Origin of the sequence: Arthrobacter sp. S39 (assembly GCF_004320525.1) — a bacterium.
Lineage (GTDB): Bacteria > Actinomycetota > Actinomycetes > Actinomycetales > Micrococcaceae > Arthrobacter.
In genome coordinates this window covers 19195-42191 of sequence record NZ_SIHX01000014.1, presented here as the reverse complement: position 1 = coordinate 42191, position 22997 = coordinate 19195, and the positions used below count along the sequence as shown (strand labels likewise).

At 65.5% G+C, this 22997-nt stretch carries 20 protein-coding genes and 1 pseudogene; 14 read left to right on the top strand and 7 right to left on the bottom strand.

What is annotated here, in order from left to right:
• Positions 1-116 precede the first annotated feature (116 nt).
• On the bottom strand, positions 117-1523 hold the full coding sequence (locus tag EYS21_RS20405; protein WP_131135071.1) for an NADH-quinone oxidoreductase subunit J: 1407 nt from the start codon (positions 1521-1523) through the stop codon (positions 117-119).
• Positions 1524-1942: 419 nt separating this feature from the next.
• Here EYS21_RS20405 and acs point away from each other — a divergent pair, with 419 nt between their 5' ends.
• Together acs and EYS21_RS20395 are read left to right on the top strand one after the other, a co-directional pair.
• A complete protein-coding gene (acs, locus tag EYS21_RS20400) occupies positions 1943-3955 on the top strand; it encodes an acetate--CoA ligase (protein WP_131135113.1) in 2013 nt (670 codons plus the stop codon).
• A gap of 173 nt (positions 3956-4128) precedes the next feature.
• Entirely contained in the window at positions 4129-4914 is a 786-nt protein-coding gene (locus EYS21_RS20395) for a DeoR/GlpR family DNA-binding transcription regulator (RefSeq protein ID WP_131135070.1), read from the top strand.
• An 18-nt stretch (positions 4915-4932) separates the two neighbouring features.
• Here EYS21_RS20395 and EYS21_RS20390 read toward each other — a convergent pair whose 3' ends face one another.
• Both EYS21_RS20390 and EYS21_RS20385 read right to left on the bottom strand, forming a co-directional pair.
• Positions 4933-5952 (bottom strand): LacI family DNA-binding transcriptional regulator, encoded by a 1020-nt coding sequence (locus EYS21_RS20390; RefSeq protein ID WP_131135069.1) that lies wholly within the window; start codon positions 5950-5952, stop codon positions 4933-4935.
• Between the two features lie 14 nt (positions 5953-5966).
• Positions 5967-7169, bottom strand: a complete 1203-nt coding sequence (locus EYS21_RS20385) for a Gfo/Idh/MocA family oxidoreductase (protein ID WP_131135068.1) — start codon at positions 7167-7169, stop codon at positions 5967-5969.
• A gap of 213 nt (positions 7170-7382) precedes the next feature.
• On the opposite strand from EYS21_RS20385, the gene EYS21_RS20380 reads away from it, so the two are divergent.
• From EYS21_RS20380 to EYS21_RS20345, 9 genes and pseudogenes are all read left to right on the top strand, one after another.
• On the top strand, positions 7383-8324 hold the full coding sequence (locus tag EYS21_RS20380; protein ID WP_131135067.1) for a sugar ABC transporter permease: 942 nt from the start codon (positions 7383-7385) through the stop codon (positions 8322-8324).
• 12 nt (positions 8325-8336) lie between these two features.
• Positions 8337-9236, top strand: a complete 900-nt coding sequence (locus EYS21_RS20375) for a carbohydrate ABC transporter permease (RefSeq protein ID WP_131135066.1) — start codon at positions 8337-8339, stop codon at positions 9234-9236.
• Positions 9237-9306: 70 nt separating this feature from the next.
• Positions 9307-10653: a sugar ABC transporter substrate-binding protein gene (locus EYS21_RS20370; RefSeq protein ID WP_131135065.1), complete on the top strand. Its 1347-nt coding sequence runs from the start codon at positions 9307-9309 to the stop codon at positions 10651-10653.
• A 94-nt stretch (positions 10654-10747) separates the two neighbouring features.
• On the top strand, positions 10748-12937 hold the full coding sequence (locus tag EYS21_RS20365) for an alpha-galactosidase (RefSeq protein WP_131135064.1): 2190 nt from the start codon (positions 10748-10750) through the stop codon (positions 12935-12937).
• A 93-nt stretch (positions 12938-13030) separates the two neighbouring features.
• Entirely contained in the window at positions 13031-14044 is a 1014-nt protein-coding gene (galE, locus tag EYS21_RS20360) for a UDP-glucose 4-epimerase GalE (protein ID WP_131135063.1), read from the top strand.
• 22 nt (positions 14045-14066) lie between these two features.
• Positions 14067-14285: pseudogene (locus EYS21_RS23820) on the top strand (LacI family DNA-binding transcriptional regulator); the annotation flags it as partial.
• Positions 14271-14750: a type II 3-dehydroquinate dehydratase gene (locus tag EYS21_RS23815; protein ID WP_278184759.1), complete on the top strand. Its 480-nt coding sequence runs from the start codon at positions 14271-14273 to the stop codon at positions 14748-14750. The pseudogene EYS21_RS23820 and the gene EYS21_RS23815, both read left to right, overlap by 15 nt.
• A 41-nt stretch (positions 14751-14791) precedes the next feature.
• The gene (gene aroQ / locus EYS21_RS20350; RefSeq protein WP_131135061.1) at positions 14792-15250 is read left to right on the top strand and encodes a type II 3-dehydroquinate dehydratase; all 459 of its coding nucleotides are present in this window, start codon (positions 14792-14794) and stop codon (positions 15248-15250) included.
• A 2-nt stretch (positions 15251-15252) separates the two neighbouring features.
• A complete protein-coding gene (locus tag EYS21_RS20345) occupies positions 15253-16317 on the top strand; it encodes a DUF2332 domain-containing protein (protein ID WP_131135060.1) in 1065 nt (354 codons plus the stop codon).
• 47 nt (positions 16318-16364) lie between these two features.
• Here the strand turns inward: EYS21_RS20345 and EYS21_RS20340 are convergent, their stop codons facing one another.
• A complete protein-coding gene (locus EYS21_RS20340; protein ID WP_131135059.1) occupies positions 16365-17549 on the bottom strand; it encodes a MarP family serine protease in 1185 nt (394 codons plus the stop codon).
• A 275-nt stretch (positions 17550-17824) separates the two neighbouring features.
• On the opposite strand from EYS21_RS20340, the gene EYS21_RS20335 reads away from it, so the two are divergent.
• Complete coding sequence (locus tag EYS21_RS20335) at positions 17825-18502, top strand: Crp/Fnr family transcriptional regulator (protein ID WP_131135058.1); 678 nt, start codon at positions 17825-17827, stop codon at positions 18500-18502.
• 200 nt (positions 18503-18702) lie between these two features.
• Positions 18703-19185 carry a GIY-YIG nuclease family protein gene (locus EYS21_RS23810; protein ID WP_347559584.1) on the top strand — a complete coding sequence of 161 codons (483 nt, stop codon included), beginning with the start codon at positions 18703-18705 and terminating at the stop codon, positions 19183-19185.
• On the opposite strand, the gene EYS21_RS20325 is transcribed toward EYS21_RS23810, so the two are convergent.
• From EYS21_RS20325 to EYS21_RS20315, 3 genes are read right to left on the bottom strand one after another with little or no spacing between them, the layout of a single operon-like run.
• Positions 19071-19982 carry an NUDIX hydrolase gene (locus EYS21_RS20325; protein WP_131135057.1) on the bottom strand — a complete coding sequence of 304 codons (912 nt, stop codon included), beginning with the start codon at positions 19980-19982 and terminating at the stop codon, positions 19071-19073. The genes EYS21_RS23810 and EYS21_RS20325 overlap by 115 nt on opposite strands.
• Positions 19983-19997: 15 nt before the next feature.
• Positions 19998-20531: a RidA family protein gene (locus EYS21_RS20320; protein WP_131135056.1), complete on the bottom strand. Its 534-nt coding sequence runs from the start codon at positions 20529-20531 to the stop codon at positions 19998-20000.
• Between the two features lie 2 nt (positions 20532-20533).
• Positions 20534-20689: a DUF4177 domain-containing protein gene (locus tag EYS21_RS20315; protein WP_011693223.1), complete on the bottom strand. Its 156-nt coding sequence runs from the start codon at positions 20687-20689 to the stop codon at positions 20534-20536.
• Positions 20690-20726: 37 nt separating this feature from the next.
• Here EYS21_RS20315 and EYS21_RS20310 point away from each other — a divergent pair, with 37 nt between their 5' ends.
• Positions 20727-22997, top strand: coding sequence for a transglycosylase domain-containing protein (locus EYS21_RS20310; protein WP_131135055.1), 2271 nt, complete (start codon positions 20727-20729; stop codon positions 22995-22997).

Sequence of the window (22997 nt, the reverse complement as noted above, 5' to 3'; positions counted from 1 at the left end):
AACCCTGGGACCGGGCGCGGCTGCTGCCGCCCGGGATGTGGCTCCCGCAGGTGCGGCTGCTCCGGCAGTCCGGGCCGCGCCCGTCCTCGGAGTTCGTGACGTGGCCACCGGCCCGGCTAGCCGCGCTCGATGTTGCTCAGGTCGCGCAGCACACCCACGCGGCCGTCGGTGTGCTGGACCAGGAATTCATGGCCACGGTCCTCGAGGGCCAGGACCCAGCCGCCCGGTTCAATGACGAAGGCGGGGGCACCTGTCCGGGGGTCAACGGCGGTCCGGTGCTGGGCGACGGCGAACCAGAAGGCCTCGTGGACCGGCTGCTCGTCCGATTCCTCCGGGCGGCTGGCCGGATCCACTGTGGCGCCGATGGGTTCTTCCCGCCTCACTTGCTGGTGGACGGCGGTGGCCGCGATGGGCTCCTGGCGGGCCTGCGCGGCTGCCGGGGTTTTGCCTGCCGGGGTTTCGTCGGCTGCGGCCGCCGCGGCGGGAGTCACGACGTCGGCTGCCTGGGTCGGGGGCCCAAAGTCACCCTCGGCGGGCCATTCGGATACTTCCGGCGCCGATGACACGGCGGCCGCCTCAGCCGGGGCTGACGGGGCGGGCTGCGCGGACTGGGCGGACGGTGCCGCGTTAGCCACATCGGCCGGCTGTGCGTCCTGGACGGGCTGAGGCAACTGGGAAGGCGTGGGCTCTGCGGCCTGCGCCGCAGGAGCGGGCTTGGCTTCTTCAAAAGTCTGCGGGGAAGGCGCAAAAGGCGACATTCCCGGCGTCGACCCGGCCGGCTGGAAGCTGGCGGAGGCACCGGAACCGGCGGCAGCGGCCGAGCCTGCGGCGACACCTGCCGCCCCGGCAGCGGAGCCGGTCACGGCAGCGCCATGAGCACCGGCAACGGCCGGGCCGGCCGCAGCGGCCTTGGATTCCTTCGGGGCCTTGGGCGTGTGCGGTTTCGGCAGCGGAACGGCGGACTCACGGGCGACCACATGGGCGGGGGTCTCCGCGCGGCCCTCGAAGTCGCTGGCGAAGTAGGGAATGAACCGGCCCAGTACGGTGGCCGCAAACAGCACAATGGAGCCGATCAGCCCTGCAAGAAGCGCAGGGTGGTAGTCACCGGCCACGGAGATGAAGAAGAAGGCCAGCGCGAAGGACGCCACTACGGACGCAAACTGGTCGATGGACAGCGATCCGATCCGGACCTTCGTGGCGGGCGCGAGCCGGCGGGCTGCGAACAGTGCGCTGACGATGAGCGGCAGGACGATTCCCAGGCCCAGGAAGAACAGGTTGCCTGCATTCCAGAGATTGAAGCGGGTCAGGAAGACCGGCAGCAGGGAGGTGACGAAAAGAATGAGGGTGGCGGCGAAGACGGCGAGGTCGCGTACGGTGAAGTGCCCCAGGACGGCCTGGTGGCGGGAGCCCGGCTTGCCTGTTGCCGGCGCCGGCTGGCCTGTCCCCGCGCTGCTCCCGGACGGGCCATTAGGTCCGGCCGCTGTTGCACGGCCGGAATTCTGGCCGAAGCTTTGCTGGTTCATTCTGTTTCTCCTTAGCGTGGCGGCACCGAAAGACTTTCCAGTCCCAAAATGCGTGCCGTCTGGAAGCTCCATCCGGCCGGGTCGCACGCAACGCGGTTACCCTGCCGGACGGCTCCGTCGAAAGTCACAATTCAATCTCAGCCTAGTCAACAGCATTGGCTATCACTAGCCGGAGGAGTGCCTGCGTGGCGTCCGGGGCTGGCCCGCAAAACCATTCACCGCTTAATAAACGCCGCTCGCGGGCGCCTCTGTGACAGGGCGCACACTGCCGCCCGCTCAAGCATTAGTCTTGATTTCGGAACAGCTCTTTGCGGAAGGCCCGTGATCGGCCCTTGCCCAATGCCGCGCAAAAGCGGTGGGGCACGGCCCGGCAACGGTACACGCCGCGCAACAAAGATCGATGAATGATGAGGTTCACCATGTCCCAGGACACTCCCGGCTCCACCGCCACCGCTCCCGCAGCTTCCGTGCAGGGCGAGGCGCAGGGCGACGCCTTCGAAAACCTGCTGCACGAGAACCGCAAGTTTGCGCCGACCCCCGAGTTCGCTGCCGACGCCGTCGTCACAGCAGCCGACTATGCGGAGGCCGACGCCGACCGTCCCGCGTTCTGGGCCCGGCAGGCCCGTGAACTGCTCACCTGGTCCAAGGACTTCACCCAGGCCCTGGACTGGTCCAACCCGCCGTTCGCGAAATGGTTCGTCGGCGGCGAGGTCAACGCCGCCTACAACGCCCTGGACCGGCACGTCGAGAACGGTCTCGGGGACCGGGTGGCCATCTACTTCGAAGGCGAACCCGGCGACACCCGCACCTACACCTACGCCCAGCTCACCGAGGAAGTGAAGAAGGCCGCCAACGCCTTCGAATCCCTCGGCGTCGCCAAGGGCGACCGGGTGGCCGTCTACCTGCCCATGATCCCGGAAGCGGTGATCACGCTGCTGGCCTGCGCCCGCATCGGGGCCGTGCACTCCGTGGTGTTCGGCGGGTTCTCCGCGGACGCCCTGCGCTCCCGGATCGACGACGCCGAAGCCAAGCTGGTGGTCACCGCCGACGGCACCTACCGCCGCGGCAAGCCCAGCGCCCTGAAAACCGCCGTCGACGACGCCCTCTCCCGCGAAGGCGGGCACACGGTCCAGAACGTTGTGGTGGTCAAGCGCAACGGCCAGGACGTGGACTGGCACGAAGGCCGGGACCAGTGGTGGGACGACACCGTCGGGGCCGCCTCCACCCAGCACACCGCCGTCGGGCATGACTCCGAGCACCCGCTGTTCATCCTCTACACCTCCGGGACCACCGGCAAGCCCAAGGGCATCCTGCACACCACCGGCGGCTACCTCACCCAGGGCGCCTACACCCACAAGGCCGTGTTCGACCTGCACCCCGAGACGGACGTCTACTGGTGCACGGCCGACGTCGGCTGGGTCACCGGCCACTCCTACGTCGCCTACGCCCCGCTCATCAACGGCGCCACCCAGGTCATGTACGAAGGCACCCCGGATTCCCCGCACCAGGGCCGCTGGTGGGAGATCATCGAGAAGTACAAGGTCTCCATCCTCTACACCGCACCCACCGCGATCCGGACGTTCATGAAGTGGGGCCGGGACATCCCGGACAAGTACGACCTCACCTCCCTGCGCGTGCTCGGTTCGGTGGGCGAATCCATCAACCCCGAGGCGTGGATGTGGTACCGGGACGTCATCGGCGGCAACAAGGCACCCATCGTGGACACCTGGTGGCAGACCGAAACCGGCGCCCAGATGATCGCCCCGCTCCCCGGCGTCACGGCCACCAAACCCGGCTCCGCCCAGGTGCCGCTGCCCGGCATCGCCGTGGACGTCGTCGACGAACTCGGCGAGTCCGTGCCCAACGGCCACGGCGGCTTCCTGGTGATCCGCGAGCCCTGGCCCGCCATGCTCCGCGGCATCTGGGGTGACCCGGAACGCTTCAAGGACACCTACTGGTCCCGCTTCGAGGCCATGTACTTCGCCGGCGACGGCGCCAAGAAGGACGAGGACGGTGACATCTGGCTCCTGGGCCGGGTGGATGACGTCATGAACGTCTCCGGGCACCGGCTCTCCACCACCGAGATCGAATCCGCCCTGGTGTCGCACCCGTCCGTGGCCGAAGCAGCCGTCGTGGGTGCCGCGGACGAGACGACCGGCCAGTCCGTCGTCGCGTTCGTCATCCTCCGCGGCGACGCCGTGGACTCCGGCGACCAGATCATCCAGGACCTCCGTAACCACGTGGGCAAGGAAATCGGCCCGATCGCCAAGCCCAAAACCATCCTCGTGGTCCCGGAGCTACCGAAAACCCGCTCCGGCAAAATCATGCGCCGCCTCCTCAAGGACGTCGCAGAAGGACGCGAAGTAGGCGACGCCACGACCCTGGCCGACAACACCGTCATGGCCCAGATCGCGGCGTCCCTGCGGAAGTAGCTCTCCTCCGACAGGGAAGGTCGGTCATCCTCCGCGTGCTGCTCGTACCTCGCTCTGACGCACGCTTCCGGATAACCGACCTTCCCTGCCTAGTGCCTCAATCGCCGCATGCCGGGTGCGATGCCCCTAGACTTGGTGCAGCCCCTGTCCGCTGGCTTTAAGGAATGTTTTAGATGCTCCCCGCTGCACGTCATCAGGCGATTGTGGATGCTGTCCAGCGCGAGCGGGTTGTTCGTGTGTCCGACTTGGCGCAGCAGTTGGGTGTTTCGCTGATGACCGTGCGCCGGGACATTGAATTGCTGGAGGAAGGCGGCCGGCTGGAGCGCATCCATGGCGGTGCCAAAATCCCCGGCGACGTCAGCACTCACGAACCGGGCTTCGAGCTCAAGTCCACCCAGCTGACTGCCGAGAAGAAGGCGATCGCTCTGGAGGCGGCCGGACTGGTACACGAAGGCATGGCCGTGGGGCTCAGCGCCGGGACCACCACGTGGGCTCTGGCCAAGGAACTGGTCAACGGTCCGCGGATCACCGTGGTCACCAACTCGGTGCGCATCGCCGATCTTTTCCATCACGGCGCCTCGGCCGGTTCAGGCAGGTACGGATCCACGGTGATCCTCATCGGCGGCGAACGCACGCCGTCGGACGCCCTGGTTGGACCCATTGCGACGGCGGCCTTGAAGCAGCTGCACCTGGACGTGCTGTTCCTGGGCGTGCACGGCATGGACGCCGACGCCGGATTCACCACCCCCAACCTGCTGGAGGCCGAGACGGACCGTGCCTTTGTGGCAGCGGCGCGCAACGTCGTCGTGCTGGCGGACCACACCAAGTGGGGCATGCTGGGCATCAGCACCATCGCGGCCCTGGACGAGGCGGACGAGGTCATCAGCGATGCCGGCCTCAGCGCCGAAGCCCAGCGGATCCTGGGCGAGCGGACCGGGAAGGTCCGGATCGCCGGCTAACGAACCGGCAGCCCTCTTTCAGGGGCACCCGCACGACTGGCGGACGTGCAGCTTGGTGGCGAAGATCCGGTGCCGGGGCTCCTCGCCGCGTCGGGCGCCCACCAGTGCCGCAACAGCGGCTTCGGCCATTTCGGCCACTGGTTGCTCGACCGTGGTCAGCGGCGGCCAGGAGTATTCGGCCTCAACGGAACCGTCGAAGGACGCCACCGCGATCTGGCCGGGCACTGCCAGGCCGGCCTCATGCACAGCCCGCAGCAGGCCGATCGCCTGCATATCCGACGTGGCGAAAATTGCCGTGGGCCGGTTGACCGATGCCAGCAGGCGCTGCCCGGCAACGTAACCGCCGGGCCTGGTGAATTCGCTGTACACGATGGGTCCTTCCGGGAGGCCCGCATGCTGCAGCGCCTCCCGCCAGCCCACTTCACGGCCATCGGTGCTGCCGGAGACGTTGGTGCCCATCGCCAGGCCGATATTGGTGTGGCCGTGGCCAATCAGGTGCTCCACGGCCATCCGGGCGCCTGCCGCCAGGTCCACGCCGATGCTGTTGAAACCGGGGGCATCCCGTTCCTGGTTCAGCAGCACCGACGGGATGTCTGCCGTTTCCAGGACCTCCAGATCTGGTTCAAAGAGAACACTGGCCAGCAGCACCCCGTCCACCTGCCGGGCCGCGAGGTTTCGGATGTTCCGCCGCTCCTTGGCCAGGTTCCCGTCCGAGTTGCTGAGCACCAGGGCGTAGCCGAGAGCTGCGGCTGCATCCTCCACCGCGTGGGAGAAGAGAGCGAAGAAGGGGTTGGAAATGTCCGGGACGACCAGGCCCAGCGTCTCACTGGATCCCAGTTTCAGGGCCCTTGCCGCGGCGTTGGGACGGTAGCCCAGGACGCGGATGGCGTCCTGGACCTTCGCCTCGGTGGCGGGTGCCACTTTCTTGGGCCCGCCGTTGACCACGTAGCTGACGACGGCGGTGCTGACGCCCGCGTACCGGGCAACGTCCTTGCGGGTCACCGGGCCGCGCGGGGCCTGCACTGCTGGAGTCGTCATGGTGTACATGCTAGCTATCGGTTCCCCGGGGCGTCGCCAAAGTCGCGGATGGGCAGCCGCTCTCCGCCGCGGAGGGCAGACTCGTGCGCCACGATGCCCGGCAGCGTGAACCGGGCGGCAACCCAGGCGTTGACCGGCGGCAGCGTTCCGTTGTTGACGGCAGTGACGAAGTCGTCCACCAGGAAGTGGTGGCTTCCCTCGTGGCCGTTGGGTGCGCCGCGGAACTCGTCCGGCAGCCGGTCGGCGTCGTGCACCGGCGAGAGCCCGGAGACAAAGGCATCCCTCAGTTCCGGGGCAACGTTGGCGAGGGAGGGGTCATCCAGGGACATGCTGGGCCGGGCCTCGAACTGCTCTGAAATGTCGTGGACGTTTTCCTTGTCCTGCCAGACAGTCACCTTCGCGAGCTGTTCAAAGCTGGCCTCCGTGCCGAAGAACCGGAACCGCGACTCCCGGATGTGGGACGGGTAGCCCACGCGGCGCATCTCGTTGGTGCGCATCACGCCGCCGTCGTTGAGTTCAAAGAGGGCGGTGGCGTTGGAGAAGTCGTTGCCGAACATGCTGACTTCCTTGTCGAAGACGCCGTCGTTGCGGTCATCCTTGACTCCGACGCAGCTGACGCTGACCGCGTGGGCGGGGACTGCGCCCAGCACGCCGCCGACAGCGTGCGTCGGGTACAGCATCGGCGGGTAGCTGGCAGTTTCCTTCCAGCGGTCGCCGCCGCTGTATTGGTAGGCGTCATAGAAGCCCAGGTCCATGTCGTGGACGTAGTCGCCTTCGGAGTAGAAAATCCGGCCGAAGCTGCCGGCCGCGTGCTGCTTGCGCGCATAGACGGTGGCGGGGTTGTAGTAGCTGGTCTCCCCCATCATGTAGACCAGGCCTGTTTCACGGACTGCATCGATGATCCGGGCGATTTCCTCTTCGGAGATGGCCATGGGGACAGCTGAGTAGACGTGCTTTCCGGCCCGGAGCGCCTGCTCCACCAGCGGACCGTGCGTCCAGCGCTGGGTGAAGATGGCAACGGCGTCGACGTCAGAAGCCAGGAGGTCCTCGAAGCTCGCCTTCGAACCGGCCAGGTGGTAGCGGTCCACCGCCTCAGCTGCCCGTTGAGGAAGCTCATCCACCACATAGACGTCGCTGACGCCGGGGTGCAGATGAAAGAGGTGGGCGAACTGGCCGCCGAACTGACCGACTCCTACTACGCCGATTGAAAACGTCACTGTCTCTCTTTTCCGTGGATGCTGTGGGGGCGCCGGGCAAGCGCTGTCCATGAGGGTTCCCAGTGTTCCACCCAGATCTACTCGAGTCAATAGCAAAGTTGCTGGATAAATACCCTGAATCGCACCACGAAAAATAACACTTGCCACCCTCAATCTACTCGTGTAGATTTCTCATCAGTTGTTATCCACATCACAGTCAGGAAAGGGTCGACGATGACCACCCTTGCCAAGCACACAAGATCCGCCCCGGTCCAGCCGGGGGCACCGAAGCCACGCGGCGGATTCCGCAAGCTGGGCGACCTCAAGATCGCCCTGTTGTTTATCCTCCCGGCCATGATCGGCCTCGTTGCCTTTTGCCTGGTCCCGACCATCCGCGGCGTCTACCTGAGCTTCACCGAATACAGCATCCTCGGGGAGCCTGAATGGATCGGCATCGCCAACTACACGGCCATCTTCAAGGATGAGCTCTTCTGGAACGCGATGGCCGTAACCCTCCAGTACGTCGCCATCAACATTGGCCTGCAGACAGCCATCGCACTGGGCCTGGCGTTGCTCATGCACCGGGTGGCGAAGTCAACCTTTGTCCGTGGCGCGCTGCTGCTGCCATTCTTTGTCGCAAACGTGATCGTAGCCCTGCTCTGGTTCTGGATGCTGGACTACCAGCTGGGCATTGTCAACGAAATCATCAGCTGGCTGGGGCTTCCCCGCGTGGCCTTCTTCGGGAGCGAACAGTGGGCCATCCCCACCATCGCCTTCGTCAACGTCTGGAAGCACATGGGCTACACCGCGCTGCTCATCTTCGCCGGCCTCCAGGCCATCCCCCACCATGTCTACGAAGTGGCATCCCTGGACGGAGCGTCGCCAACAAGGACGTTCTGGAGTATTACGATGCCGCTGCTGCGCCCGGTCCTGACGCTGGTCCTGGTAGTTACCGTCATCGGGTCCTTCCAGGTCTTCGATACCGTCGCAGTCACCACCGGCGGCGGCCCGGTCAATGCCACCCGCGTCATTCAGATGTACATCTATCAAAAGGCCTTTGGCGAATCGGATTTTGGCTACGCCTCGGCCCTGTCCGTCATTCTCTTCGTGATCCTCGCCCTGGTGGCCTTCATTCAGATGAAGTTCCTCAAGGGCAATGAATCGGATCTGGACTAAGGAATCCCAGCCATGACTACTCAAACGCTTACCCGCAGACCGATCAACTGGCGCCGTGCCAGCGCCTGGGCGCTCGTGATTCTTGCACTCGTCGTCACAATTCTTCCGTTCCTCTGGATGCTACGTACTGCGCTCTCGACCAATGGCTCGCTGGCCTCCAACTCCGCCAATCTCCTGCCGGCAGACTTCTCCTGGGGCGCTTTCAAGCGTGTCTTTGGAATGCAGTCCACAGAGGAGGCCATCGCCGAGGGCGGCTCCGGTGCCGCCATCGACTTCTGGCTTTACCTCCGCAACTCCATCATTTTTTCCACGGTGACTACCGCGGCGCAGGTCTTTTTCAGTGCACTTGCCGCCTACGCTTTCGCCCGGCTGCGCTGGCCTGGACGGGACAAGGTTTTCTCCCTGTTCCTGGCCACCATGATGATTCCGGGGATTTTCACAGCCCTTCCCAACTTCCTCCTCATTAAGAACCTGGGACTCCTTAACACCTTTGCCGGACTGGTGCTCCCGTTCCTGTTCATGTCGGCATTCGCCATCTTCTTCCTGCGGCAGTTCTTCCTGAGCATGTCCCGCGAAGTGGAAGAAGCAGCAATGCTCGACGGCGCCAAGCACCTGCGCATCTTCTTCCAGATCGTGCTCCCAAATGCGGCTGCTCCGCTGGCCACCCTCGCGCTGTTGACGTTCGTGGGCCAGTGGAACGAGTACTTCTGGCCGCTCCTGGTCGGCAGTGAAGAGAATGTCAGGGTCCTCACTGTTGGCCTGGGCGTCTTCAAATCCCAGTCACCCCAAGGCGCACCTGACTGGTCTGGCCTGATGGCGGCAACCATCGTCGCCGCACTGCCCGTCCTGATCCTGTTCATCGCCTTCGGCAAGAAGGTGGTCAACTCCATCGGATATTCCGGCATCAAATAGCCCTGGCCCAACAACTTCCCTCTACACACTCCACTCCGGGCAACCCCAAGCCCTCTTCGAAAGGTCGATCATGAAGAAAACCCTCGGCGCCGTCGCTGCCGCCGCAGCCATCGCCATCTCCCTCTCCGCCTGTGGAGGTGGATCTACCTCCACCACCGCCGGTGAGGCCAAGGGCGAAATCAACTACTGGCTGTGGGATGCCAACCAGCTTCCGGCCTACAAACAGTGCGCTGAAGATTTCACCAAGGCCAACCCCGACATCAAGGTCAAGATCACGCAGCGCGGCTGGGGCGATTACTGGACCACCCTGACCAACGGCTTTGTCGGCGGAAACGCCCCGGACGTCTTTACAAACCACCTCTCCAAATACCCCGAACACGCCTCCAAGAAGCAGCTGCTCGCCCTGGACGACGCCGTCAAGAACGACAAGCTCGACCTGGATATCTACAACGAGGGCCTCGCGGACCTGTGGGTAGGCCAGGACGGCAAGCGATACGGCCTGCCCAAGGACTGGGACACCGTAGCAATGTTCTACAACAAGAAGCTGGTGGCTGATGCCGGATACACCGAAGAACAGCTGAAGGACCTCGACTGGAACCCCCAGGACGGCGGCAGCTACGAAAAGGCCATCGCCCACCTCACCGTGGACAAGAACGGCAAACGCGGCGATGAGCCTGGCTTCGACAAGAACAACGTGGCCGTCTATGGCCTTGGGTTGGAAAATTCCGGTAACGGCCAGGGACAGACACAATGGAGCTTCCTCACTGCGACCACCGGCTGGACCCACACCGACAAGAACCCGTGGGGCACCAAATTCAACTACGACGATCCCAAGTTCCAGGAAACCATCAAATGGTGGTCCGGCCTCGCGAACAAGGGCTACATGCCCAAGCTTGAAACGACCGTCGGCGCCAGCGTCGCAGACGCCTTCGGCGCCGGGAAGGCCGCCATCAACACCAACGGTTCCTGGATGATCGGCCAGTACACCAGCTACAAGGGCATCGAAACCGGTATCGCCCCCACCCCCGAGGGACCCGACGGCAAGCGCGCGTCCATGTTCAACGGCCTGGCCGACTCCATCTGGGCCGGTACCAAAAACCCCGCGGCCTCAGTCAAATGGGTCGAATACCTGGCCTCCGCCGACTGCCAGGACGTCGTAGCCTCCAAGGCCGTCGTGTTCCCCGCCATCAAGAGCTCCTCCGAGAAGGCCGCCGAGGCCTTCAAGGCAAAGGGCCAGGATGTCAGTGCCTTCACCACACACGTCAAGGATGGGACCACTTTCCTCTTCCCCATCACCGAAAATGCGGCCAAGGTCGATGGCCTCATGGCACCGGCAATGGACGCTGTGCTGTCCGGTAAGAAGGACGCCAGCACCCTGAGCGATGCCAACGAGAAAGTCAACGCCCTCTTCAAATAGGGCACCAGCCAATTAGCTTGCGCGCCGCGGGAGTCGGCTTCCCCGCGGCGCGCAGCTCCACTCCTTTACACCCACTCAGAAGGACAGAATTCTTATGGACCCCCTCCACCTCCGTTCCGCCGGCACCAGCCTGGTGATTAGCTTCGACAGCGGGGAGGCCGAGGTCATCCACTGGGGTGCCGATCTTGGCAGCACGCTCCCGGACCTGGCAATCCTCACTGCCGCTATCCCGCCGTCGTCCATCGACGCCACCGTTCCTGCAGGGCTTCTGCCACAGGCGTCCTCGGCATGGCGGGGCCGCCCGGCCCTGCGAGGACACCGCATTGCCGAGGGTGTCTCGGGCTTGGACTTCTCAGCCCGCCTCCGCGTCAACACCGCGAGCCTCGAGGGCAAGGCAGCCGTCGTCGTCCAGTCCGATCCCGACGCCGGCCTGACCGTGTCCTCCGCCCTGACCCTGCACGACGGCGGCCTGCTGGAGCTGCGGCACACCGTCACCAACGACGGCAGCACCCCGTACCAGCTCGACGAACTGGCGACCGTCCTGCCGGTGGCGCCGGACGCCGTCGAACTCCTTGACCTGACCGGGCGCTGGTGCCGCGAACGGCACCCGCAGCGCCGCCCCATCCAGCAGGGCACCTGGGTCCGCACCGGCCGGCACGGCCGCACCGGGCACGACTCCTCACTCCTCTTCGCCGCCGGCACCGCCGGATTCGGCAACCGCCACGGAAAGGTGTGGGCCACGCACCTGGCCTGGAGCGGCAACCACGAACAGTTCGCCGACAGCATCGGCGACGGCCGCACCATGATCGGCGGCTCCGAGCTCCTCGGCCCGGCCGAAGTCATCCTCGAACCGGGCGCCAGCTACACCACCCCGGCCCTGTTCGCCGCGTATTCGGACCGCGGCCTGGACGGCATCAGCGAAGCCTTCTACGCCTGGTTCCGGTCCCGCCCTCACCACGTGCTCCCCGCCGCAGGCGGCGGCAAGCCCCGTCCGGTGGTCCTCAACACCTGGGAAGCGGTCTATTTCGACCACAACCTGCCCACCCTGATCGAGCTGGCCGACTCGGCCGCCGAGCTCGGTGTGGAGCGTTTTGTGCTCGACGACGGCTGGTTCCGCGGCCGCCGCGACGACCACGCCGGCCTGGGCGACTGGTATGTTGACGAATCGCTGTGGCCGGACGGGCTCACGCCCCTGATTGATGCCGTGACCTCCCGCGGGATGGAATTCGGGCTCTGGGTGGAGCCTGAGATGGTCAACCTGGACTCGGACATCGCCCGCGCCCACCCCGAGTGGATCGTGGGTCCGGCTTCCCTCTCGCACAAGGACGGTGGCCGCCTCCCGCTCGAGTGGCGGAACCAGCACGTGATCGACCTCGTGAACCCCGAAGCGTGGCAGTACATTTTCGACCGTGTTGACGCACTCCTGCGCGGGAACAACATCAGCTACCTCAAATGGGACCAGAACCGGGACCTGACCGAGCACGGTCACGCCGGCCGCGCTTCGGTCCACGAACAGACCCTGGCCGCCTACCGGCTCTTTGACGAACTCAAGAAGGCCCACCCCGGCGTCGAAATTGAAAGCTGCTCCTCCGGCGGCGCCCGCGTGGACCTGGGAATCCTGGAACGCACAGACCGGATCTGGGCTTCGGACTGCAACGACGCCCTGGAACGCCAGACCATCCAGCGCTGGACCGGGCTCGTGGTCCCGCCGGAGCTCGTGGGCGGCCACGTCGGCCCCACGACGTCGCACACCACGGCCCGCACGCACGACCTGTCCTTCAGGGCCATCACAGCCCTTTTCGGGCACTTTGGCATGGAGTGGGATGTCCGGCAGGTTACCGGGGCGGAGCGTGAACAGCTCAAACGCTTCATCGGGCTCTACAAGGAACACCGGGACCTCATTCACAGCGGCCGGATGGTCCGTGCCGACGTTCCGGACGATTCGCTGATGTTGCACGGTGTGGTCGCAGATCCGGCGCCCACGGTCGCGGACGAGGGTGCGACGGCGGCGCTGTTCTCCCTGGTGAGCACGCGGACGTCCGCTGCGGAACAGCCCGGCCGAATCACCGTTCCCGGCCTGGAGCAGGAGCGCGTATACCGGGTGGAAGCCATCTTCCCGGCGGCAGGCGACGCCGATTACGCGCACACATTCACGCAGGCCCAGCCGCCGGTCTGGCTGGCTTCGGGCGCCGAAGCCAGCGGAAGGTTCCTGGCCGAGGTCGGGCTCCCGATGCCGGTCCTCAACCCGGAACACGCCCTGGTATTGAAGCTCTCGGTCGTCTAACAGACTGACCGACTCCGAAAGCTGCCCCGGTGTTCCCTCTTCCCAGAAGCAGGCGCAACATCGGGGCAGTTTCGCACTGCCCAAGGGAGGCAAATGAAAATTCTGGTCACTGGTGGCACCGGGTACATCGGCTCCCACACAGTATTGTCCCTGCAGGAAGCCGGCCATGACGTGGTGGTGATCGACAACCTTGTTAATTCCGGCGAAGAATCCCTGTGGCGTGTTGCCGAATTGAGCGGCAAAGCAGCAGAGTTCCACTACGCCGATCTGGTGGACGAGGCCGCCGTCGACAAGGTGTTCGCCAACGGCGGGATCGACGCCGTGATTCACTTCGCCGGCCTCAAGGCCGTGGGCGAATCGGTCCGCGAACCGCTGAAGTACTACTACAACAACCTCGTGGGCACCCTGAACCTCATCCGGGTCATGGACCGGCACGACGTCCGCTCCCTCGTCTTCAGCTCTTCCGCCACCGTGTACGGGGAACACAACCCCATCCCGTATGTGGAGAAAATGGAAATCGGCGCCAACAACCCCTACGGCCGGACCAAGGAACAGATCGAGGACATCCTCTCGGACCTCGGCGACGCCGATCCGCGCTGGCACATCGCCCTGCTGCGCTACTTCAACCCGGTCGGCGCGCACCCGTCCGGGCGCATCGGCGAGGACCCCCAGGGCATCCCCAACAACCTCGTCCCCTTCATCGCCCAGGTCGCCGTCGGGCGCCGCGAAAAACTCATGGTCTTCGGCGGCGACTACGACACCCCGGACGGCACCTGCCTGCGGGACTACATCCACGTCGTGGACCTCGCCGAAGGACACGTCGCCGCACTGAACCACGTCGCAGACCGACCTGGAGTCTTCCGCTGGAACCTCGGCTCCGGCACAGGCTCCTCCGTCCTGGAAGTCCTGCGCTCCTTCGAAAAAGCCGTAGGCCAGCCCATCCCCTACGAAATCACCTCACGCCGCGCCGGCGACCTCCCCGCCTTCTGGGCCGACGCCACCTCAGCCCTGGCCGACCTCAGCTGGTCCACCACCAAAACCGTCGACCAGATGTGCGAAGACCACTGGCGCTGGCAAAAGAATAACCCGAATGGCTATTCCACCTAGGACAGCCGGGACGGAGCCGCTCATGTCCCGTCCCGACCACGGCCGTCAAGCGGTAAGGTCACTTCACACCGCCGGGATCCGGGAAGTAGCGGCCGCCGCAAATGTCTCGACGGCCACCGTCTCCCGAGCCCTGCGTGGGCTTCCGCGTGTCTCCGCTGCCACCCGGCAGAAAGTCCTGGCCGCCGCAAACAGTCTCGGCTATGTTGCCTCAGCCGCGGCATCGGAGCTGGCACGGGGACGGGGCAGCCAGGACGCAAACATCCCGCGCGGAACAATCCTCGTTGTCCTGGGGCCGGCGGGCGGCCAGTCCGAGCAAACAGGCACTTCAGCGTCCGATATCGAACAACTGGTCCAGGCTGTTGCGTCGATACATGGGTTCAGCGTGTCCCTTAAAACCTGCGACAACGCCGACACGGTTGGCGCTGTCCGGGCGGCCGCGGACTCGGCGGCCGGAATCATCGTCACCGCCGGCGCCCTCGAATACCCGTCGGCGGCAGGACTCCACGGTGCTTTGGCTTCCGCCGTGGTTCCGTCGGTCGAAATCCGTCTTGGCAAGAGCCGCTGCCGGGATCCTTCGTCCGCCTGCACGGTTGTGATCTCCGGCGCCGGCATTCTTGGCTACAAACTTGCCATTGAGTACCTGGCACACACCTCAGCGAATTCTGGAGAAGGCGAACCTGCCTGGAGCGGCAGCCCTGCTCCGTAAGAATGCGCGGCAGTGCCTTCGCAGGCGCTAGATTTGCATCCATGACTGAAGCCACCACCGCTGCCGGACGCGGCACGATCCTCGTAATGAACGGCCCCAACCTTAATCTGCTGGGGACCCGCGAGCCGGAGAAATACGGCACGTCCACCCTCGCCGACGTCGAGCAGCTGGCCGCCACTGCTGCCGAGGCCCACGGCTTCACCGTGGAATGTGTCCAGTCCAACCATGAGGGTGTGCTCCTGGACGCCATCCACGCAGCCCGCGGTACCGCCGTCGGGATTGTGCTGAACGCCGGCGCCTTCACCCACACCTCTGTTGCCCTGCGCGACGCCCTGGCAGCGGTGCAGCTGCCCGCCGTCGAGGTCCACATCACCAACGTGCACCAGCGCGAGGAATTCCGGCACCATTCCTTCCTGTCACCTGTCTGCGCCGCGGTGATCGTGGGCGCCGGAGTGTTCGGCTACAAGCTCGCCATCGACTACCTGGCTGAAGCGCTGTAGCCATGGCGGCCGGGCAGGACCCGCAGCCCGCACCTGACGGGACGGCGGTCCCGGCTGAGTCCCGCACCGCCGCGTGGTACCGGCACTTTGGCAGCGTGGAAGCGCCCGGATCGTCGCCCTGCTACGCCGAGTGGACGCTTGGAATCGCAGGCGACCCAGAGCTGATCGCGCGCATTGACCGGTGGCCGCACACCAAGCGCCAACCCAACCTGCTGCTGGCCGCCGCGCGGTTCCTCGGGGCGCAGCCGGGTCCTTTTGCGCAGTTCCGCAGCTTCCTTGAGGCCCGCTGGGACGACGTCAGCAGCATTGTCCTCTCCCGTTCCACGCAGACCAACGAGGCCGGCCGCTGCGCCACGCTGCTGCCGTCGCTGGCGGCCATCTCGGTGGCCGAGGGCAAGCCGCTGGCGCTGCTGGAGGTGGGCGCCTCAGCGGGCCTGGTGCTGTACCCGGACCGGTACAGCTACGAGTACGACGACGGCACAACCGTCACAAGGCTGTCTCCCGGTCCGGACGGGGCCGCCGCGGCCCCGGTGCTGAAGTGCGCCATCAGCGGCTCAGTGCCCGTGCCGGCAGCGCTCCCGCCGGTGGCGTGGCGGGCGGGGATCGACCTGAACCCGCTGGACGTGGCTGATCCCGACGACGTCGCGTGGCTGGAGGCGCTCGTGTGGCCGGAGCAGGAGTTCCGGCGTGCCCGCCTCCGGCAGGCTGTGGCCATCGCCCGGCAGGATCCGCCGCTGCTGGTGGCCGGGGACCTGAACGAGGAACTCCTGGACCTTGCTGCCCGGGCGCCGGCGGACACTGCGCTGGTGGTGTTCCACAGCGCCGTGATGGGCTACCTGACGGCCCGCGGCCGGGCCGAATTCCGGCAGACCATGCTGCAGCTCGCAGCTACCAGAGCCGTCCATTGGCTCAGCAACGAGGGGCACATGGTCATCTACCAGGAGGACGGCTCAAGCGTGGTCCCGGAAGTGGACCCGCAGCGGATCATGGGCAAGTTCCTGCTCACACACAACGGCACCCCTGTGGCCATCACCGGACCCCACGGCCAAAGCCTCGAGTGGCTCTGAGCCGGCGGCCGTAAGCCAGCCGGGCCGGGCGTCGTCCGGATGCCCTGCTATTTCTGGATGCACTGCCCGGACGATACGGGGGCGCTGAGCGCCGGAGCCTGGGATGCGACCGGGTTGAGGTCGTCCATGGTGATGGCGAAGCCCAGTTCGGCGTCGGATGTAGCCTTGGCAAAAATGACACCGGCCACCAGGCCCTCCGTGGTCAGCAGCGGCCCGCCCGAATTGCCGGGCTGGATGTCGCCGGCGAGGCGGTAGATCTCCTCGGGTGCCGGGCTGTTGCCGTAGATGTCTGGAACCAGGACGGTGGTGATGTCCTGCACGGTGGCCGGTTTGGACTGGAACGGACCGCCGTGCGGATAGCCGGCGAAAGCAGCCGGGCTGCCGTTGGGCAGGTCAGGGCTCAGGGCCAGCGGTTCGGCGGGCAGTCCGTCCACCGCAAGGACGGCGAGATCGTGCCTGGTGTCAAAGTAGACCACGCGTCCCGGCATGGCGCTGCCGCCGGGAACCTCCACCACGGGCTGCGACACGCCCGCCACGACGTGGGCATTCGTCACAACCCGGCCGGGTGACACGACGAAGCCGGTTCCGGTCTGGTTCTGGCCGCATTCGAAGGCGGTACCGGCGATTTTCAGCACCGATTCGGCGGCGCGGTTCAGGGCCGGCGTGTCAGTGCTGGCGTTGGGAACCGCCACCGGCTGCCCCTGGTCGAGGCCTTCCAGGAGGGTGGGGATGCCGTTGCCGATTACCGTGGAACGCAGCTGGGCCATGGTGGCCTTTACCGGCGTGGGCGTCAGCCCGTCGATGAACCGGATCACCTTCGACTCGGCCAGCTGCTGGGACACCAGCGGGACACCGAGGGAACTGACGCTGAAGGCGAGCATGGACATGACCAGCGCCGAGACTGCAACGTTCACTGCACCGCCCACCAGCCGGTCCGCGGCGCGCAACGGCCTGATCCGCACGGCGCCGCGGATTTTGCGGCCGATCATGGTGCCCGTTCCGTGCCCCACGGCCATCAGGACGACGGCGGCCGCCACAATGGCGGTCAGCCTCCACCCGGAGTCATCTACGAAGCCGCTGACGAGGGGAACGGCAAAAAAGGCGGCCACGGCGCCGGCGGCGAAGCCGGCAATTCCGCCCAATGTCACCAGGAACCCGTTACGCAGGCCATAGCCCAGGTACGACAGCAGGGCCAGGATCAATACCAGGTCCAGAACAGTCAAGCCAAACACCAAGGCTCCTTATAAACGATTGAAACCCAATTCTAGTGGTGCCGGCTGACATTATTCTGTGGATCCCCGCCGGCCCGGATTCCGCTCCCGCATTACTCCGGACAGGGTCCGGACACGGCCCGGAAGAATGCTCCGCCGGTTGCCCCGCACGGCTCCAATCGGCATCCTGGCCGGTGCTTCAGGGCGTTTCAGCTGCCAAGTACGTCACAGAACCTTGAAAATTCTGAAACAATGGCACAAGCGCCACAGCCGACACTTTTTATTCAGGAGATTTCATGGACATCGAGGTACTGCGCCGAGCACCCCTTTTCGCCACGCTCGACGACGAAGCATTCCGTCTGCTGACGGACGAGCTGACCGAGGTGGACCTTTCCCGCGGGGCTTCAGTTTTCCGCGAGGGCGACCAGGGTGACCAGCTCTACTTCATCGTCTCCGGCAAGGTGAAGCTGGGACGCACGTCCCCGGACGGCAGGGAATCCCTCCTGGCCATCCTCGGCCCGGGCGAACTCTTCGGCGAAATGGCCCTCTTCGACCCGAGCCCGCGTACCGCAACTGCCACGGCCGTCTCCGAAACCCGCCTGGCCGGGCTGAAGAACGAGAGCCTCAACACGCTGCTCCGCACGCGTCCCGAGGTTTCAGCCCAGCTGCTGCAGGCCCTGGCCCGCCGCCTGCGCCGCACCAACGACTCCCTCTCGGACCTGGTGTTCTCGGACGTCCCCGGCCGCGTGGCCAAGGCGCTCCTGGACCTGGCAGACCGCTTCGGCCGCCCCGCCACGGACGGCGTCCTGGTGGCACACGAGCTCACCCAGGAAGAATTGGCCCAGCTGGTGGGCGCCTCCCGCGAGACCGTCAACAAGGCACTGGCCGAGTTCGTCCAGCGCGGCTGGCTCCGCCTCGAAGCCCGCGCCGTGGTGATCCTGGACATGCAGCGACTCCGCCAGCGCTCACGCTAGATCGCATTTTAGAAGTAAGCAGAAGGCCGGCCCGAGGAATCGGGCCGGCCTTCTGCTTTAACCGTGCCCGGTGGTCGAGCCGTCGAGACCCGGTGGTCGAGCCCGTCGAGACCCGGTGGTCGAGCCCGTCGAGACCCGGCTTTGTCCACATAGACGCCTTCCACCCTTACTGGGCGCAGAAAGGCGAGCAGAATCAGCTCATGCCATTCGCCTATATGCTCCGCTGCTCGGACGGCTCCTACTACGTGGGCAGCACGCAGAATCTGGAAATACGCCTGGCGCAACATCAGACAGGTGACGGCGCTGCCTATACACGTCGTCGTCGGCCGGTGGAACTCGTCTGGCTCGAGGAGTTCACTCGCGTCGAACAGCTTTTGCGCGGGAGAAACAGGTCCAAGGATGGGGCCGTGCCAAGCGGGAAGCCCTCATCGCGGGACGTTATAGCGAGTTGCCGCGGCTCGCTGCCTCCCGCGGCACTCGAAAGACGCAGTAGGGTCCCAACAGGCTCAACCACCGAGGCCGGCACCCACAGGCCGGGTCTCGACAGGCTCGACCACGGATCGCGGGTTCAGCGCTCGCGCTGGGGGTCTCCGGCTACCGTCTTGGCGGCCTCGACTTCGAGCATGAGTTTGCCGTCCTCCTCCACGAGACGCGGCTGGTACACGTGGGCCTTGCGCTTGTAGCTCAGGTAGGCGATGCAGCCATTGGCCGCGGCCATCTTTTCAAGCATGATCTCCGAACCGGGCACCAGGAGCTGGCCGAGGGTGAAGCCTGCGGTGTTCTCCACGCCAACTTCGTCGCCCAGCGCGGTGGTGTCCCGATCGGCGATGACCTGGGCGGCGTTAACCCATCGGCCCCAAACACCCTTGCTTTCCAGGAGCGTTGGCTGCTGGTTCATCGGCACAGTGGCCGCAAAGTAGCGCGTGTCGAAACGGTGGTGCGCGAAGTCCGGGCTGCGCCAGTTGACCAGGGGTTTGAGGAGGTCGGTCCGCACCGAGAGCCCGCGTTTGGCCAGGACCTCAATGAAGGATTTCTCCTGGTTGGCCACCAGTTCGCGGGCCCGCATCCACTCCGGGGTGGACGTGCCCTCCACGGTGCTGGCGAGGTCCGGGCCCGCAAGGAGCACCCCGGTTTCCTCAAACAGCTCACGGATGGCGCCCACCACGTGCCGGCGCGCCAGCCCGACGTCGTCCGTCCCCATCTGCTCGGCCCAATGCTGGGGCGAGGGGCCCAGCCAGCCCAGCGCGTCGTCGTCGGACGCGTCCAGGGAACCTCCCGGGAACGCGAGGACCCCCAGCGGCGAGGAACCCGGACGGTAGCCGAGCCAGGTCTCCAGGCCGGTGGGGGAATCGCGCAGCAGGACGACGGACGAGGCGAGGCGGGCAGCGCGGGGCGTCCGCTCGCCGTGGTCGAGCCAGCTTTGTGCCGCCCCTTCAAGATCGGGGGGCAGGACAAACAGGCGTCGGGCGAGTTGAGGCAAAGAGGTGACCGGTCCTTAGCTGAATTCAGCGATCAGTTCGACTTCTACGGGAGAGTCGAGCGGCAGGACTGAAACCCCGACGGCGGAGCGGGCGTGCTGGCCCGCGTCGCCCAGGACGCGTCCCAGCAGGTCGGACGCACCGTTGATGACACCCGGCTGGCCGGTGAAGGACGGGTCCGAAGCCACGAAGCCCACTACCTTCACGATCCTCGTGATGCGGTCAAGGTCACCGATGACGCTCTTGACGGCAGCCAGGGCGTTGACGGCGCACACGGCAGCGAACCGCTGGGCGTCCTCCGGGGACACCGTGGGCTCGTCGGCGTACCCTTCGGTGCCGGTGGACACTTTGCCCGTAGCTTCGAGTTTGCCGTTAATAAACGGCAGCTGCCCCGAGGTGTAAACGTGGTTGCCGGAGATGATTGCCGGCACGTAGCTGGCCACGGGTGCGGCCACCTCGGGAAGGGTCAGCCCGAGCTCGGCGAGGCGCTGCTCAACGGCTGAAATCGGCGCGGTTTCCGCGCCGGACGTGGTGTCTGCGGGGGTGCTCACGGCTACTGCTTCTCCCTCTTGAGGTAGGCAACAAGTCCGTTGCCGTCCGGTCCGGTGACTACCTGGACGAGCTCCCAGCCGTCCTCTCCCCACTGGTCCAGGATCTGCTTGGTGGCGTGAATAATGAGCGGAATCGTCGCGTACTCCCATTTGGTCATGAAAGAAAGACTAGTCCTTGCCGGTAAAGTGGAAAACATGGTGACTCGTAGGAACCCCATTTTCGACACAGCCACTACCCTCGGAAAGATTTTAGGTTTCCTTGGCGTGAGCGCTATTTGCGGTGTCCTGGTGGCCGGCCTGCTGGTCCCCGCTGCCGCCGTCTCGGGCAGCGCGGCAAGCGGTTCGATCGAGTTTTTCGACACCCTGCCGGCGGAGCTGAAGGTGGACCCGCCCAGCCAGTCGACAAAGATCCTGGCCGCGGACGGCAGCCTCATCGCCAACCTGTATGAAGAGAACCGGACCAAGGTTTCCCTGGACCAGATCTCGCCCTTCATGAAGGAAGCTGTCATCGCCGTTGAGGACAGCCGGTTCTACGACCACGGCGGCGTGGACACCACCGGTATCCTCCGGGCCCTGGTGAGCACAGCCCGCGGCAACAAGCAGGGTGCCTCCACCATCACCCAGCAGTACGTCAACAACGTCCTCAACGCCAACCTCGCCGCCGAGGGCAACGAGGACCAGATCAAGCTCAACGGCGTGAACAAGGGCGTGGGCGACAAGCTCCGCGAAATGAAGCTCGCCATCGCCTTGGAGAAGGAATTCACCAAGGAGCAGATCCTTGAGGGCTACCTCAACATCGTGTTCTTCAACCGCGACGCCTACGGCATTGAAGCCGCATCGAAGCTCTTCTTCAGTACCACCGCCAAGGACCTGACGCTTCCGCAGGCCGCCCTCCTCGCCGGCCTCGTCAACAGCCCTTCTGCTTTTGACCCCATCAGCAACCCCGAGAACTCCAAGCAGCGCCGCGACCTGGTCCTGAGCCTGATGTTGAGCCAGCACAAAATTACCCAGGCAGAGCATGACGCCGCCGTTGCCACCCCGGTGGAACCGAAGGTCACACCAGCACGCCAGGGTTGCGCCTACGCCTCCACGGCACCGTATTTCTGCGACTACGTGCTGCACCTGCTGCTGAACAACCCGGCCTACGGTGCGGACGCCCAGGAACGCATCAACAACGTCTTCCGTGGCGGCCTGACCATCACCACCACCCTTGATCCCAACGCCCAGAATGTCGCCCAGGCCGAGTCCGATGCGGCGGCCGGCGCCAACCCGGACAAGTGGGGCTCTGCCATCGTCTCGGTGCAGCCGAACACCGGCAAGATCATCAACATGGCCCAGAACACCTCGTTCCTGCCCGCGGACGGCAAGTTTGATTCCCAGGTGAACTTCAACGTGGACAAGCTGGACAAGGACGGCAACGACCTCAACGGCATGGGCGGGTTCCAGCCCGGCTCTACGATGAAGCCGTTCACGTTCGCGGAATGGCTCAACGAGGGCAAGTCCATGAACACGAACATCAACGCGTCCGTGCGGAAGTATCCGCAGAACTTCCCCTGGAAGAACACCTGCCCGGACCCCACCGTCGGCTGGTATGACGCCAGGATTCCAGGCAGCTTTGACCTGCAGAACTCGGACGAGGGCTACTACAGGAGCATGACGGTCCTGTACGGCCTGATGAACTCCATCAACACGGCCACGTTCGCCTCCGCGGCCCAGGTTGACCTCTGCGGCATCCAGAAGATCGTGGACGCCGTGGGCATCCACGGCGGCCTGCCCACGGCTGAAGATCCCAACCCCCAGGTCAAGATGACCACCCTGGGCAACCTGATTGGTTCCACCCAGACGGCCCCGCTGACCATGGCCTCCGCGTTTGCCACGTTCGCCAACGACGGCAAGTACTGCGAGCCCATCGCCATCACCTCCGTGACGGACCAGACCGGCGCCCAGCTTCCCGCGCAGTCCTCCAACTGCAAGGACGCCGTCAAACCCGAAGTGGCCCGCGGCGTTGCCTACGCCATGCAGGAAGTCCTGAACGGGGGCTCCGGTTCCCTGATCGTTCCCCGCCTGTCGACCAAGACCAACTTCCCGGTGGCCGCGAAGACCGGCACCAACGACACCAACGGCTCCACCTGGGTGGTGGGCTACACCACCGGCCTGGCCACGGCCGCCTGGTTCGGCGACCCGCTGGGTGACCAGCTCCGCCCGGGCCGGAACCTGACCGTGAACGGCAAGTTCTACCCGGCCATCGACGGCTACATGATCGCCGGACCCATGTTCTCCAAGTACATGGCCCAGGTCGCCCCGGCCTACGGCACCACCCCGTTCACGGCCCCGCCCACCAACATGGTGAACGGCACACCGGCCAAGACGACGCCCACTTCGCCGGCCACGACGGCCCCCGCGCCGCAGCCGTCCAGCCAGCCATCCACCGACCCTGCACCCGGCAACAGCGACAAGAAGGGCTAG